Annotated in this window: 13 protein-coding genes; 7 read left to right on the top strand and 6 right to left on the bottom strand. The window is 36.1% G+C overall.

Annotated elements, in window-relative coordinates; all coding sequences use genetic code 11:
- Nucleotides 1-32: 32 nt before the first annotated feature.
- Both AAY42_RS04520 and AAY42_RS04515 read right to left on the bottom strand, forming a co-directional pair.
- Entirely contained in the window at nucleotides 33-479 is a 447-nt protein-coding gene (locus AAY42_RS04520) for a thioredoxin family protein (RefSeq protein WP_055392810.1), read from the bottom strand.
- A gap of 10 nt (nucleotides 480-489) precedes the next feature.
- Entirely contained in the window at nucleotides 490-816 is a 327-nt protein-coding gene (locus AAY42_RS04515; RefSeq protein ID WP_055392808.1) for a YbaB/EbfC family nucleoid-associated protein, read from the bottom strand.
- Between the two features lie 60 nt (nucleotides 817-876).
- Here AAY42_RS04515 and AAY42_RS04510 point away from each other — a divergent pair, with 60 nt between their 5' ends.
- From AAY42_RS04510 to AAY42_RS04500, 3 genes are all read left to right on the top strand, one after another.
- Nucleotides 877-3,015 carry a S9 family peptidase gene (locus tag AAY42_RS04510; protein ID WP_055392807.1) on the top strand — a complete coding sequence of 713 codons (2,139 nt, stop codon included), beginning with the start codon at nucleotides 877-879 and terminating at the stop codon, nucleotides 3,013-3,015.
- A 71-nt stretch (nucleotides 3,016-3,086) separates the two neighbouring features.
- Nucleotides 3,087-4,127 (top strand): cysteate synthase, encoded by a 1,041-nt coding sequence (locus AAY42_RS04505; RefSeq protein WP_055397722.1) that lies wholly within the window; start codon nucleotides 3,087-3,089, stop codon nucleotides 4,125-4,127.
- A gap of 126 nt (nucleotides 4,128-4,253) precedes the next feature.
- Entirely contained in the window at nucleotides 4,254-5,513 is a 1,260-nt protein-coding gene (locus tag AAY42_RS04500) for a cysteate-C-fatty acyltransferase (RefSeq protein WP_055392805.1), read from the top strand.
- A gap of 24 nt (nucleotides 5,514-5,537) precedes the next feature.
- Here the strand turns inward: AAY42_RS04500 and AAY42_RS04495 are convergent, their stop codons facing one another.
- From AAY42_RS04495 to AAY42_RS04480, 4 genes are all read right to left on the bottom strand, one after another.
- Nucleotides 5,538-6,626, bottom strand: a complete 1,089-nt coding sequence (locus tag AAY42_RS04495) for a hypothetical protein (RefSeq protein WP_055392802.1) — start codon at nucleotides 6,624-6,626, stop codon at nucleotides 5,538-5,540.
- A 56-nt stretch (nucleotides 6,627-6,682) separates the two neighbouring features.
- Nucleotides 6,683-7,474 (bottom strand): helix-turn-helix domain-containing protein, encoded by a 792-nt coding sequence (locus tag AAY42_RS04490; protein ID WP_055392800.1) that lies wholly within the window; start codon nucleotides 7,472-7,474, stop codon nucleotides 6,683-6,685.
- Between the two features lie 89 nt (nucleotides 7,475-7,563).
- Nucleotides 7,564-8,688, bottom strand: a complete 1,125-nt coding sequence (locus tag AAY42_RS04485; protein WP_055392799.1) for a hypothetical protein — start codon at nucleotides 8,686-8,688, stop codon at nucleotides 7,564-7,566.
- A gap of 66 nt (nucleotides 8,689-8,754) precedes the next feature.
- Nucleotides 8,755-9,738: a transporter gene (locus AAY42_RS04480; RefSeq protein WP_055392798.1), complete on the bottom strand. Its 984-nt coding sequence runs from the start codon at nucleotides 9,736-9,738 to the stop codon at nucleotides 8,755-8,757.
- A gap of 85 nt (nucleotides 9,739-9,823) precedes the next feature.
- Between AAY42_RS04480 and AAY42_RS04475 the strand changes: the two genes are divergently transcribed.
- The 4 genes from AAY42_RS04475 to AAY42_RS04460 are packed head-to-tail and all read left to right on the top strand — an operon-like array spanning nucleotide 9,824 to nucleotide 15,281.
- Entirely contained in the window at nucleotides 9,824-10,084 is a 261-nt protein-coding gene (locus AAY42_RS04475) for a DUF4834 family protein (RefSeq protein ID WP_055392796.1), read from the top strand.
- A 24-nt stretch (nucleotides 10,085-10,108) separates the two neighbouring features.
- Nucleotides 10,109-12,553 (top strand): YfhO family protein, encoded by a 2,445-nt coding sequence (locus tag AAY42_RS04470; RefSeq protein ID WP_055392793.1) that lies wholly within the window; start codon nucleotides 10,109-10,111, stop codon nucleotides 12,551-12,553.
- Nucleotides 12,553-13,836 (top strand): glycosyltransferase family 4 protein, encoded by a 1,284-nt coding sequence (locus AAY42_RS04465; RefSeq protein ID WP_055392791.1) that lies wholly within the window; start codon nucleotides 12,553-12,555, stop codon nucleotides 13,834-13,836. The genes AAY42_RS04470 and AAY42_RS04465 overlap by 1 nt, the downstream gene beginning before the upstream one ends.
- Complete coding sequence (locus AAY42_RS04460) at nucleotides 13,821-15,281, top strand: lipopolysaccharide biosynthesis protein (RefSeq protein ID WP_055392790.1); 1,461 nt, start codon at nucleotides 13,821-13,823, stop codon at nucleotides 15,279-15,281. The genes AAY42_RS04465 and AAY42_RS04460 overlap by 16 nt, the downstream gene beginning before the upstream one ends.
- Nucleotides 15,282-15,300 lie beyond the last annotated feature (19 nt).

Genomic DNA, 15,300 nt, shown 5'->3' with positions numbered 1-15,300 from the left:
CTTTGAAAAGCTCCTTTAACCGGGGGCTTTTTTTATTGGTTTTTTCTGAAAAAATCCAAATGATAGCTAACATCACCATTCATACTATATCCGGAGTATTCGTCCACTATCTTTTCACTTGATTTTACAATTTTAAATAATGGAAATACACCCTTTTTATTGAATTGTGAAAGCAACTTTTTGTTGTGTGCCATTTGATCGCCTGAAATCAAATCATGGTTTCTAGGGATATCCACATACAAAAGCGTGAACTTTTTGGAGATTTGTTTAAAATCATTGGTGTCAAACAAATCAGTTTTTAATTTTTTGCAGGGTGAGCACCAATCACTCCCTGTAAAATAAATTAGGATATTCTTTTTTTCTTTTTTTGCTACAGTTTTTGCATCTTCAAAATCAGTATGCCATACTATTTCATTATCAGTGCTTGATGTTTCTACATATGTGAACAGAACAAAGATTATGGATAGAAAAAATTTCATTGATTAATCTTTATTTAAATAACGAATCCATACCTGGAATATTGGGCATCCCATCCTTAGCAACGGCTGCCAACTCTGTTTCATTGACATTGGTTGCCTTTTCAATAGCCTTGTTTAGTGTAAGAACAAGATAGTCTTCAAGCTGTTCTTTGTCCTGCAAAAGAGAATCATCAATCTCTATTGACTTGATTTCTCTATTGGCTGTTAGCGTAACCTTCAATTTTCCATCTGAAGATGTTTCATCAATCAATACGGTATTCAGTCGTTCTTTGGTCGCTTTTACCTTTTCTTGGGTTTCCTTTAATTTCCCCATCATTCCCATAATATCTCCAAACATCTTAGTTCCGGTTATAGTTAAAACATTTCAAAAGTAGTAATTTGCCATAAATCAAAAACTATGAACCACTTAGTTTTAAAAAGTACTTTTTTCATTTTATATCTTACTTTTGCCGCCTCTTGTCAAAATAGTAAAAAAGAACCTATGGGTGCCCAATATCCAATTGCAAAAAAGATTCCCACAAAGCTTGAAAAGCATGGCGATGTTAGAATAGACGATTACTATTGGATGAACAATAGGGAGGATCAAGAAGTGTTGGATCATTTGAATGCGGAGAATACATATTATAACACAATGACCGCGCATACAAAAAATTTCCAAGAAGCGCTTTTTCAAGAAATGAAATCCCGAATAAAAGAAGATGATTCTTCTGTTCCCTATAAATACAATGGCTATTGGTATATCACCAAATATGAAATTGGACAAGAATACCCCATCTATTCACGAAAAAAGGAAACCCAGCAGGCAGACGAGGAAGTCATGTTCAATTGCAATGAATTGGCAAAAGGCCATGACTATTATAATTTAAGAGGAATTTCAATCAGTCCAGATAATATGCTGGCTTCATTTGCCGTGGATACCGTTTCCCGAAGGCAATATGACATTCAAGTTAAAAATTTGATAACAGGGGAAGTGTATCCAGATAAAATTGAGAACACCATGGGCAGTTCCGTTTGGGCAAACGATGGAAAAATATTGTTCTATGCGAAAAAAGACCCCGTCACTCTTCGTTCGGACAAAATTTACAGACATGAATTGGGAACTAATTCCGAAGATGATGTTCTGGTCTTTCATGAAAAGGATTCAACGTTCAATACTTTTGTTTACAAATCCAAATCGAAAAAATATATAATAATAGGGTCTTCAAGTACACTCACTTCAGAATATCAAATTTTGAGTTCTGATGAGCCTAAAGGTGATTTTAAAGTTTTTTCGCCAAGAGAACGAAGTTTGGAGTATTCGATTTTGCATTACAATGGAAGCTTCTATATTCTTACCAATAAGGATGGCGCTACCAATTTTAAATTGATGAAAACTTCTGAAGAAAATACCGCTTCAAAAGATTGGGAAGAGTTTATTCCCCACAGGGAGAACGTTCTATTGGAGGGTGTTGACATATTTAAGAATTACTACGTGCTTTCAGAAAGGGAGAATGGCCTAAACAGGTTGAAAGTTTCCCGTTGGGATAAAACCGCTAGCTATCATTTGCCATTTGAGAGTGAAACCTATGTAGCCGGAACCTCCGTTAATCTTGATTTTGATACCAATATACTTCGATATTATTACAATGAGATGGGCGCGCCTTATGCAATCATTGATTTTAATATGGATGACAAGACTAAAAAGGTCTTAAAAGAACAAGAAGTCTTGGGAGGACATTTTGACAAAACAAACTACCGAACAAAAAGAGTATGGGCCACAGCCCATGATGGTGTAAAAATACCTATCTCACTGGTTTATCATAAAAATATCAAGTTGGACGGATCAAGTCCGCTTTTACAATATGCATATGGATCCTATGGAAGTACAATCGATCCCTATTTCTCATCTGTTAGACTAAGTCTGTTGGACAGAGGGTTTATATACGCCATTGCCCATGTACGGGGAGGGGAGTATTTGGGAAGGCCCTGGTATGAAAATGGGAAACTGCTTCAAAAGAAAAATACGTTTACGGATTTCATTGATTGTTCTAAATTTCTAATTAAAGAAAAGTACACAAGTGTGGAACACTTGTACGCTTCAGGTGGTTCCGCAGGAGGGCTTTTAATGGGAGCAATAGTAAATATGGAGCCAGAACTGTATAATGGGGTAGTTGCAGCCGTACCTTTTGTTGATGTGGTAACAACTATGCTGGATGACACCATTCCCTTGACCACTGGAGAGTACGATGAGTGGGGAAATCCTGGCGATAAGGAATATTATGACTATATGAAATCCTATTCCCCATATGATAATGTAACGGCAATGAACTATCCAAATATGTACGTTTCAACTGGACTGCACGATTCACAGGTGCAATACTGGGAGCCCGCTAAATGGGTGGCAAAGCTAAGGGAATATAAAACTGGTGATAATCTCTTGTTTCTTGATACGAATATGGATGCCGGTCATGGTGGAGCATCAGGGCGTTTTGAATCCCTCAAGGAAACTGCAAAAGAGTATGCCTTTATTCTAGATTTAGAAGGAAAAATCCTTTAAAATAAAAATACTATTTTTGTGCCGGACTAATTTTGATACAAACAAGATTAATTCCTTACCTAAACCCAGTTATGAAGAAACAGATAAATGCGCATAGCAATATTCTTGATTTAATTGGAAATACCCCTTTAGTAAAGCTGAATAAAATTGCAGCTCCCCTTACCGGAAATTTTTACGCTAAAATTGAATCCTTTAATCCTGGACATTCTTCCAAGGATAGAGTGGCCTCATACATTATTGATAATGCAGAGAGCAAGGGCATTCTTAAACCAGGAAGTACAATTATAGAGACTACCTCAGGTAATACGGGTTTTAGTTTGGCAATGGTGAGTATTGTAAAAGGCTATAAGTGTATTCTGGCTGTTAGTTCAAAGTCGTCCCCGGACAAAATAGATATGCTACGGTCCATGGGTGCTAAAGTATACGTTTGCCCAGCTCATGTTAGCGCAGATGATCCCCGATCATACTATGAAGTGGCAAAAAGACTGCATAAAGAGACCAAGGATTCCATATATATCAATCAATATTTTAATGAGTTGAATATAGAGGCTCATTATAAAACCACAGGTCCAGAAATCTGGAATCAAACAGCTGGTTCCATTACACATCTTGTAGCTTGTAGCGGTACGGGAGGCACAATTTCCGGTATTGCACGTTATTTAAAAGAGCAAAATCCAGATGTAAAAATATTGGGTGTTGATGCCTATGGGTCAGTATTGAAAAAATATCATGAAACTGGTGAATTTGACCATAATGAGGTCTACCCTTATAGAATTGAAGGTTTAGGAAAGAATTTAATTCCCACAGCAACAGATTTCAATTGTATAGACCGATATGTAAAGGTTTCTGATGAAGAAAGTGCCCATATGGCTAGAAAGATAGCCCATACCGAAGGTATGTTTGTTGGGTATACCAGTGGCGCTGCAATGCAGGCGCTTTACCACATGAACACAGAAGGTGAGTTTGATGAAGACAGTAATGTTGTTGTAATCTTCCCTGATCACGGTTCTAGGTACATGAGTAAAGTCTACAGTAATGAATGGATGGAAAACCAAGGGTTTTTTGATACAAAAAATGCGGAAACTCCTGAAAAAATAGAATATATAAAGTAGGAAACCACTTTAATTCATAAACAGTTAAACGACAATGGAAACCATTGTCGTTTTTTTATATACTGATTTCGTTATGTGAGGTTGGCAAAAATCTATATTTTTGCACTTGAAACAATTTTAGGGTAGATGAGAGATTTATTTGATAGAATCATTGAAAATAAAGGTCCCTTGGGGAAATGGGCATCACAAGCAGAAGGTTATTTTGTGTTTCCAAAATTAGAAGGGCCTATCTCCAATAGAATGAAATTCCAAGGTAAGGATGTTATTACTTGGAGTATCAATGACTATTTAGGGCTTGCAAATCTACCTGAAGTCAAAAAAATTGATGGCGATGCTGCCCACGAGCATGGTTCAGCTTACCCTATGGGCGCGCGTATGATGAGCGGCCATACAGATTTCCACGAACAATTGGAAAATGAGTTGGCGGAATTTGTACATAAAGAATCTTCCTATTTATTGAATTTTGGCTACCAAGGATTTATGTCTGTTATTGATGCTTTGGTATCGAAAGATGATATAATAGTATATGATGTAGATTGTCACGCCTGTATCATCGATGGGGTTCGTTTGCACATGGGTAAGCGTTTTACCTTCAAACATAATGATGTTGAGAGTTTAGAGAAAAACTTGGAACGTGCCACAAAAATGGCCACAGAAACAGGTGGAGGGATACTTGTAATTTCCGAAGGTGTTTTTGGCATGCGCGGTGAGCAGGGAATCTTAAAAGAAATAGTTGCGTTAAAAAGCAGATTTAAGTTTAGATTACTTGTTGATGATGCCCACGGATTTGGAACACTGGGAAAAACTGGTGCTGGAGCAGGAGAGGAGCAGGGAATTCAAGATGATATAGATGTTTATTTGGCCACATTTGCAAAATCTATGGCAAGTATTGGAGCTTTTGTAGCTGCCGATAAGGAGATTATAGAATATTTAAAATATAATCTCAGGTCACAGATGTTTGCCAAATCATTGCCCATGGTTTACGTAAAGGGAGCGTTAAAACGATTGGATATGCTCCGTACCATGCCTGAATTGAAGGCAAAGCTATGGGAAAACGTGGACGCTTTACAAAATGGTTTAAAGGATCGTGGTTTTGATATTGGAACCACTTCGAGCTGTGTTACCCCAGTATATTTAAATGGTAGTATTCCGGAAGCTATGGCTTTGGTAAAAGACCTTCGCGAAAACCATGGAATATTCTGTTCAATAGTGGTGTATCCTGTAATACCTAAAGGATTAATTTTATTACGTTTAATACCGACAGCCACGCACACCATGCAGGATATCGTGGAAACTTTGGATGCTTTCTCTTCAATACGGGAACGCCTGGAGAATGGAACTTACAAAAGACTTTCTGCTGCAGTTGCAGCGGCAATGGGCGAGTAATCGAAAAACTGATAAGGCTCAATTTTATTGTGTTCTAATACTTGGTTCTTTTATTCCATAATTTTTAAACAAACGTGTGTTTTGCTTTAACAGTTTATAGGCTTTTCTATTGATTTTTTTTCTATTGATTTTTTTCCATTCGGATAAATCTTTTTCAAAATCATTATCAAACAAAACTTCTGAAAGATTTTTGATTACATGATAGCTCGCCAATGGATGTGGATTTTCACTTTGTCCATTACCATTAGAAATAAAATCATCAATTAACTTGTAGAGCGTTGTTTTTGCTAAACTCAATTCAGAAAGTTTGGACCGATACTCCAAATCAGCATTATCCAATCCCGGAAACATTTTATTATCTAAAAAATGCCTTCCTTCATGCGCTAAATAGCTGATTTTAAAATCTTCACTGGTTATGTCATAAGCACCTTCGACACAGTAAATAGTGTCTTCTGTAGCCCATCCACCAGGATAATACTTTCCAAAAGTTGCATATTCCTCCCAGCCTAGAGTCACAAAATCATTCATAAAGACAACCTGCGTTTTTATTTTTTCTTTCTTCAATCTGAAAGAGTAGGTAGTGTCTTTTTGCGACTGCCATATCAATAGATCATAAATGCCGCCCGTTTTGTTTACCGATGCTGTTGTAAAATATCCTTTACTTTTTATGTATTCGCTCAAAAAGAAGCCAAGACTATCCCTTGTAATCTTTTTATCCCTAACCTCAGGAAAATGTTTTTTTAAGTATTCAATGGCATTCATTCCAAGTGATCGTTCATGTTTTGAATCTGGATTTAAAAGGTATTGTCTCCAATAATCCCTGAAAATCAGTTGCAGTTCATGTATTTTTGATTCTTTTTTTTTCAAATACTCCGAACTATCAATCGCTGATTTAAATCGTTTTTCAAAATTCCTTTTAAACTGTTGGTCTTTTTTATTCAAATCGGAAAAAGGCATGTCCAAAAGAGGCAGTGCAGCTTTAACATTACCATCCAAACAATGCGCATAAATTTTTGTGTAGTCCAAATTAGATGGTGTTTGTGCCCAAACAATCGTTTGAAAAACGAATAGCATTAGCGAAAATAAATGCTTGTTATACGAAATTTTGTACATGAGTCTAGTTTATAAACCAAAAGTATACCCTTGCCGGTAGATAAAATTGTACAGGATTAACCTCTCAGAATATTTCTAAACCTATGCGGTGGAACCCCATATACTGATTTGAAAGAGCGAATAAAATGTGAGTCATCATAAAATCCCGTTTCGAACGAGATTGCGCTAATACATTTTGATGAATTTAATAGAAGATCAAGTGCTCTATCTATTTTGAGACGAAGTTGAAACTCTCCAACGGTACAACCTTGTTGGATTTTAAAGGCTCTTGATAAATAAACAGGGTGAACATTCACATTGTGAGCCAAGCTTTCCAAGGAATGAAATTCTCCTATCTCATCATTTAGCGCAGCTATAACTTCATTGACCCATTGCTTACTCCCTGTAATCTGTTTTGATGTTGTAAAATCTGAATACCAATCATAAACATGTTCAAAAACTGTATTGGTATCCTCACCATATTTTACATTCAACAAGAGTTTATAAAGGGCTGGATATTTAGAAGCTTTGAACTTGCGCAACCTTACATCATCTTGCTTATGGTGCTGTAGGTTGAACCATTTTGGTTTAAACTCTATGTTAAAACAAATGCCCTGAGTTTCTATGAAAGAGTTCTTGTGTTCATAACCCTTGGGTCTAAACAGCGCATCCCCAGCAGATATGCATTGGGTTACGCCATCTCCATCCTCTATATAGCTTCCAGAAAACAAAACACTCAAATAGGTATTTTCGTGATGGTGTTTTTCAATGCTGGTTTCCTTGCCATGTTTGGTAATACATAGCTTAAGAAGTTCATTTTCAACAGCATTTAAACTATTTCCAAAATACTGTCCTGAAGCTAAATTCACAATGGTTGTATTAAAGCTGTTTACTATTTAGTCTGGCAAGTTTGTTTTTGTTACAACGGAATAGCTTTTCAAATTAAATCAATTGAATTTCACACACTCAAATCTTTACGATATGTCCGCCGTCTTTTGTGTGTGACCGGGTCAAAATGCCGCCACATTTGTCGTATCGCCGTATTTTCTTCCAATTCTGGAGTACGAATACAATTTACAATACCTTTTAACTGGAACGTTTTATGGTATTCGTTGAAAATAATAGCTGTTACACCCCTGTTTTGGTAGTCTGGATGTATGCCAATAAGATAAAAGATTACATCCTTACTTTCTTTTTTGGCCTTCAACAAATGAAAAACGCCAGTGGGAAACAACTTTCCCTTCGCTTTTTGTAATGCTTTTGAAAAGGAAGGCATCACAATGGCAAAGGCAATCAGTTCATCATCTGCATCAACCACAAATTTTATATACTCTGGATTAATAAAACTGATATATTTCTTTTTAAAGTACGCTTTCTGCTCATCTGTAATCCTTACAAAGGAAGCCAAACTGGAATACGTATCGTTAAACAGGTCGAACATTTTATCTACCCAGGGCATAATTTCCTTACTCTCTGTAAAATTGAGTTCCCTTAGATTGTAGCGCTTCTTAATTAAAAGATTGGCCTTATAAAAGTGTTTGGGATCTGCATTGGCCGCCAAAAACTTATTTTCCAAGTATTCTTTTTCCTTTACAAAGCCATGTTTTTCATAATGCGATTGGTAATAGGCGTGGTTGTACCACGTAATCATGTTGCCAATATGGTCAAAACCTTCAGTAAGCACCCCAACTTTATCTAAATTGGAAAAACCTACAGGACCTTCCATGTATTCCAATTCCATTTGTTGTCCAATTTTTGCTACTTGATCTATAAGTGCCTTTGAAACTTCAAAATCATCCACAAAATCAAACCAACCAAACCTCATTTTTCGGATTCCCTGCTCATTTACTTCCAACCAATTTATTATTGCGGCCACCCTACCAACAATTTTATTGTTTTTATAGGCCAAAAAATAAGATGCTTCGGCACTTTTAAAAACAGGGTTTTTTTTTGGGTCAAAAGATTCCAGTTCATCTTTTATAATGGGTGGAACCCAATAAGGCGAGTTTTTGTATAGGGAAAACGGAAACTTTACAAACTTTTTTAAATCACTCTTAGATTGCACCTGTTTTATAGTGACCATACATCATTTTTTGTAAGGTCAATATTAGGAATATTCTGGATGGAAGAAAAATGATACTGTTAAAACTTAGAAGTCAATTTTATCTTTCTTTTTTTTCCGACCTTTCTTTGGTTTTTTCTTCGAGGCATTCTTTTTGATTTTTCCATTTACCCCTCCCTTTTGATCTTCTATAGCGACCAATTTATCTTTATGAAGGTCCAATCGATATGAAAAACCTAAAACAGCAAAGATTCTAGATGGCGTATTTTTAAAACCGGAACCCAAATGAAAATCTGCCTGAAAGTTTGGACTAATTAAATAAGCAACACCGGTACGAAGCAACATATCAGAATACCGATCACTTTTAATACCTTGATTTTCAACAAAAATACTCCATTTAGGATCTCTGAAAGAATGGGAGAGTGACACTGCATAGCTCCATTCTGGAAAATCGGTTCCAATTCTGTCATAGGCAATATTTGAAATCAATACAAACCTTGGTGATAGTCTACTCTGCGTGGCAATTGCCGCCCTTGGTGATGCTATTGGGTCTCCTACGTAAAATGGGTTATCTCCAAGATTAAATGTGGCTCCAGCATAAACGGAAACTGCTGGAATCAAATTTTTCAATTGAAATACATTGTTGGCACGCCAGCTATATAGATTGGGTTTGTTGTTTTCAGGATTTTTAAATGGATCAAAAACCAAAAACTTTAACCCTAATCGATTTCGGGAAAAATCCGTCCTGGTTTCATCAGTACCTAAATCGGTGTACGTTATGTTTTGATTTATGAAAGACCCTTCATACTTAATTTCCAAAGTTTCAAAAAGTAACCCATATCTAAGAGAGATATCCGTGCCGAAAATATTTGAATCAGAATTTAAAGTAGCATCATCCTGTTGTTCATACACAAGTCCAACTTCGGCCTGTATTACATTTCTTCCTACTGCATATGCGCTAACAGCTCTACCGGGTCTATTGGAATTAATGACATCCGTATATTGCGCAAGTGCTAAAAGCGGAAAAAATAGAAGAAGTACAAGGGGTTTGCTAATACGAGAACGATCCATATAACTTATTTTAATACTTTTTTAAGATACTTTAACGCCTTTTGAAGGACTAACAGTGTAATTTTGATTCAATAGCTGTTGTTATATGGTTTTATTACAAACGATTTTAGTTATCATCTTAGTATACTATGCCCTTAAATTGCTGGCAAAATGGTTGGCACCTAGGGTAATCAACTATGCCATGCGCAAGACCCAAGAGCGTTTTGGACAACAATTTGGAAATTATCAGGATTTTGGAGGTAAATCGAATAGTAATGATAAGACCACAACTACCAAGAAACCTTTCAAAAAATCCAATCCGTCAAAAAAAGTTGGAGAATATATAGATTTTGAAGAAATTGACTAATATTTGTCTTTTCAAAATCAATCCATGAATCTTTCTCTAAAAGCTATTATTACCCATATTAGTGTAATTGCTTTCTTCATTTTTGCTTCCCTTATTTACTTTTATCCGGTGCTACAGGGAAAAGCTATTTTCCAATCAGACATTGCCCAGTACAAAGGTATGTCCAAGGAGCGGAATGACTATAAGGAATTGACGGGGGAGGAATCCTATTGGACCAATAGTGCTTTTGGTGGGATGCCTACATATCAACTTGGGGCCAATTATCCACATGATTATATCAAGAAATTAGATAGACTGATTCGGTTTTTACCAAGACCGGCCGACTATCTTTTTCTATACTTTTTGGGATTTTACGTTTTAATGCTCTGCCTTAAAGTGGAGTATCGTTTGGCCATTTTAGGAGCATTGGCCTTTGGTTTTTCAACCTATTTGATCATAATACTTGGTGTGGGGCATAATGCAAAGGCTCACGCTCTGGGATATATCCCGATGGTTTTGGGCGGAATAGTGCTGGTGTTTCGAAAAAAATATCTGTTCGGATTTATATTGACTGCCTTGGCAATGGCCTTGGAAATAAATGCCAATCACTACCAAATGACGTATTATTTTATGCTACTGGTACTGGTATTGGGATTGGTACATTTAATTTATGCCATTAAGGATAAGAAATTAAAGCATTTTTTTGCATCTATCGGTATTTTGATTGGTGCAGTTATCCTCTCTATAGCTACCAATGCAACAAACTTGATGGCTACCAAGGAATATGCAGATTGGAGCACGCGTGGAAAATCAGAATTAACCATAAACCCTGATGGTAGTCCTAAAGAAGTTCAAAATGGGTTGGACAAAGATTATATAACCCAATATAGTTACGGCATAGCAGAGTCGTTGAATATATTTTCACCTCGTTTGTTCGGAGGTTCTGGAAATGAGGATTTAGGTAAAGAGTCCAAAGCCTATGAATATTTGACCAGTCAAGGGCTTTCACCAACAAAAGCCTTGGAATTTTCAAGCGGAATGCCTTTATATTGGGGAAATCAGCCCATTGTGGCCGGACCTGCCTATATTGGGGCCATAATATTCTTCTTATTCATTCTTGGCCTATGTTTGGTGAAGGGCAAAAAGAAATGGTGGCTGTTGACAGGTGCTATCTTGGCCTTGTTGTTGTCTTGGGGAAAAAACTTTCCCGCTTTGACCAATTTCATGATTGATTATTTCCCATTGTATAATAAGTTTCGCGCTGTATCTTCCATTCAAATCATTCTAGAATTATGTTTGCCTATTTTAGCTGTTTTGGGTGTTCGGGAGTTGTTCAAGTCCAATGATAAAATTTCAAAAAAAATAGCTGCCTTGAAGTTGAGTTTTTTCATAACCTTAGGCTTGGGAATATTTATTTTTATCTTAAAAGCGTTCTTTGATTTTGTTGGATTGAGAGATGATACCTATCGTGGTTATTTTGGAGATGAACTAATGACCATGATTCAACGGGATAGGGAAGCAGTTTATGTGAGTGATACCATTAGGTCGTTAATTTTTGTTTTGTTAACAGCTGTTACCCTTTGGTTGTTTATCAAAAACAAAATAGGGAAGAACCTGATTGCAATTGTTCTTGGAGCACTTATTTTATTTGATTTAATTGGAGTGAACCTCCGGTATGTAAATGAGGATGATTTTGTTCGTCAGAGAAATGTGAACACACCCTTTCAAGCCTCTCAAATAGATGAGCTGATTCAACAGGATGATTCTGTATATAGGGTTTTTGACCCACAAGAAGGATTGAATGGTGCAAGAACCTCATATTTTCATAAATCTATTGGGGGATATCATGCGGCCAAACCCAGACAACTTCAAAATTTATTTGAATACCACCTATATCAAAATAATATAGAGGTTTTGAATATGTTGAATGTAAAATATATCATTCAGCAAGATGAAGAGGGGAATAGTTTTCCCGCGGTTAACGATAATGCAAATGGTAATGCATGGTTTGTTGAGGATTTGATTTCAGTGTATTCAGTAAATGATGAAATTAATGCCCTAAGCAATTTGGATACTAAAAAAGCTGCAGTAATTAACCTTATAAAGAACCATAATAATTCTGATTTTACTAGACATAAACTTACAATAGATTCATTAGCTAATATTGATTTGGTTGATTACCTACCAAACTATATTAAATATCAGTCTAATAACTCAAATGATGGGTTTGCTGTGTTTTCGGAAATGCATTACCCCAAAGGATGGAATGCTTTTATTGATGGAAAAGCTGAACCGCATTACAAAGTAAATTACGCGTTACGAGGAATGAAAGTCCCCGCCGGACAGCATGAAATTGAATTCAAATTTGAACCAACGGTTGTAAAGATGGGTAGCCAGGTCACATTGGCAAGCTGCATTTTGCTTGGTTTGATTGTAATTGGAGGATTAGGATTTTCACTTCGCCCTAAAAAATCAAAAACCAAAACATAATGCACAAAGTTTTGGTCATAGCCTATTATTGGCCACCAGCAGGTGGACCAGGAGTGCAGCGGTGGCTGAAATTTGTAAAGTATTTGAGAAATTTTGATATTGAACCTGTAGTTTACATTCCCCAAAATCCCAATTATCCAATCCTGGATAAGGACCTCGTCAAAGAGATTCCAGAGGGTATTCAAATTCTTGAGCATCCCATACGGGAACCCTATGCATTGGCATCAATCGTATCTAAAAAGAAGACCAAAACGATAAGCTCTGGTGTTATCCCAGAAAAGAAACCATCTTTTGTTGAGAAAATATTGCTTTGGGTAAGAGGAAACTTCTTTATTCCAGATGCCCGGAAATTTTGGGTAAGACCATCCATTAAATATCTTTCTAAAATTATTGAACTGGAGGGTATTAAAACCGTTATTACAACTGGCCCACCCCATAGTGTACATTTGATTGGACTTGGTTTGAAAAAGTTGCATCAAATTCAGTGGGTGGCAGATTTTAGAGACCCTTGGACTTCTATTGGTTATCACTCTAAATTAAAATTATCTAAAGCATCACAAAGAAAGCATAAGGTCTTAGAAAAAAACGTACTCAATGCTGCGGATAAACTAATAGTGACTAGTAGAACAACCAAAACTGAGTTTGAACAGATAACAAAGAAGCCCATTAAAGTAATCACAAATGGTTTTGATGATGTAAAGCAAGAAACTGAGTTGGATGATAATTTCACCATCTCCCATATTGGTTCTTTGCTTACAAGGCGTAATCCAACACACTTTTGGGAAGCGATAAAAATAGCGATAAATGAAAATGAAGATTTCAAAAAACAACTTAAAATCCAATTGATTGGGGTAGCGGGAGAGGAAGTGTTGGAAACTGTCAAAGAAAATGGGTTACAATCCTATGTGGAGCAATTGGGTTATCTTTCGCACAGCGATGTATTGAAAGCTCAGCAAAAATCACAAGTACTTTTATTGTTGGAAATTGATTCGGCTGAAACCAAAGGCATAATTCCGGGAAAGCTATTTGAATATTTAAATGCAGGGCGACCAATTTTGGCAATTGGACCATCAGAATGGGAAGCAGGTGAGATTGTTCAAGAAACAAATGCTGGTGCTGTTTTTAGTCATACGGATACAACTGCTTTAAAAGATTTACTTTTAACTTGGTTTAAAACCTATCAAAAAGGGAAATTGACTTTAAACTCAAAAGGGATTCAACAATTCCATAGGAGAGAATTGACAAAAGCATTGGCAAATTACATCGAATGGGAATCGTCTTAAAGCAATCACTAAAAAACATTACAATAACCTATTTGGGGTTTGCTTTTGGAGCGATAAACACACTTTTTTTATACACCCAAATATTACCGGATGAATACTATGGGCTGGTCACTTTTATATTGGCTTCAGGTACCATTCTGATGCCCCTGCTGGCTTTTGGAGTCCATAATACCATGGTCAAGTTTTATAGTAATTATAAGGACACCGAAAAGGACGGATTTCTAACTTTAATGTTGATTACACCGTTACTTGGCATTTTACCAGTGGCAATACTAACTTTTCTATTTTATGAACAGATAGGTGATTTGGTTTCTACGGTTAACCCCATGGTCAAGGAATATGTTTGGTACGTCTTTTTGGTAGGATTGTCCATGGCCTATTTTGAAGTATTTTATGCATGGTGTAAAGTGCATTTAAAATCAGTTTTCGGAAATTTTATGAAAGAGGTTTTTGGACGTGTTGGGGTTTCCATTTTATTGCTTCTATTATATTTTGAAGTGATTACGTTAGATGTATTCTTTAAATTCTTGGTAGGGCTTTACCTTTTGCGAACAGTCATTGTAAAAATATATGCCTATAGCATCCGGTTTCCTAAAGTAGATTTTAAGTTTCCATCAAATACCAAAGAAATACTAGGTTATAGTTTTTTAATCATCCTTGGAGGTTCCGCGGCGATAATTCTCTTGGAAATAGATAAAGTGATGATTAATCAATTCATAAAAATTGAGAATGTGGCATATTATGGAGTTGCCACTTACATTGCTATGGTCATCATAGTTCCATCTAGGGCAATGCATCAAATTACATATCCATTAACTGCGGAATTGCTGAATTCTGGGAACCATTTTGAATTGGAAACGCTGTACAGAAAGACATCACTTACACTTTTTATCGCTTCTGGAATTCTGTTCGTGTTGATTATTCTGAATATAGACGATTTATACTTATTGCTTCCAGAATCGTATAGAGATGGATTTCCCATTATTTTCCTTATAGGTTTGGCCAAGGTGTTTGATTCTCTTTTGGGAAATAATAACTCCATTTTGTACAATTCACAATACTATAAAACTGTACTTGTTTTTGGGATATGTCTGGCTTTGTTGACAATACTGCTGAACTTTTTTCTTATCCCACAGTTTGGATTGGAAGGTGCTGCTTTGGCCAGTTTTATTTCCATATTCATTTTTAATCTTGCAAAGCTGGTCTTTGTAAAATTAAAGTTTGGTTTTTTGCCCTTTTCAAAAGCAACAATAAAGGTTTTGGTCACTTTAATTTTGGTAAGTGTACTGTTTCACCTTTTACAGTTTTCATTTCATCCCATTATCAACATTGTTTTGAAATCGATATTTATTGTGGTCATGTATTTAGGGATTTTATATCGCTTTGAAATATCTGAAGATATTACAGGAGTACTTTCTAAATGGTTGAAAAAGAGAGAAGAATAATCTAAAGAAAAACCCCGTA

It is taken from the genome of Flagellimonas eckloniae, assembly GCF_001413955.1.
In the GTDB taxonomy this organism is placed as follows: domain Bacteria; phylum Bacteroidota; class Bacteroidia; order Flavobacteriales; family Flavobacteriaceae; genus Flagellimonas; species Flagellimonas eckloniae.
The sequence above is the reverse complement of the archived record's forward strand: the minus strand, read 5'-3'. Positions and strand labels throughout refer to the sequence as shown.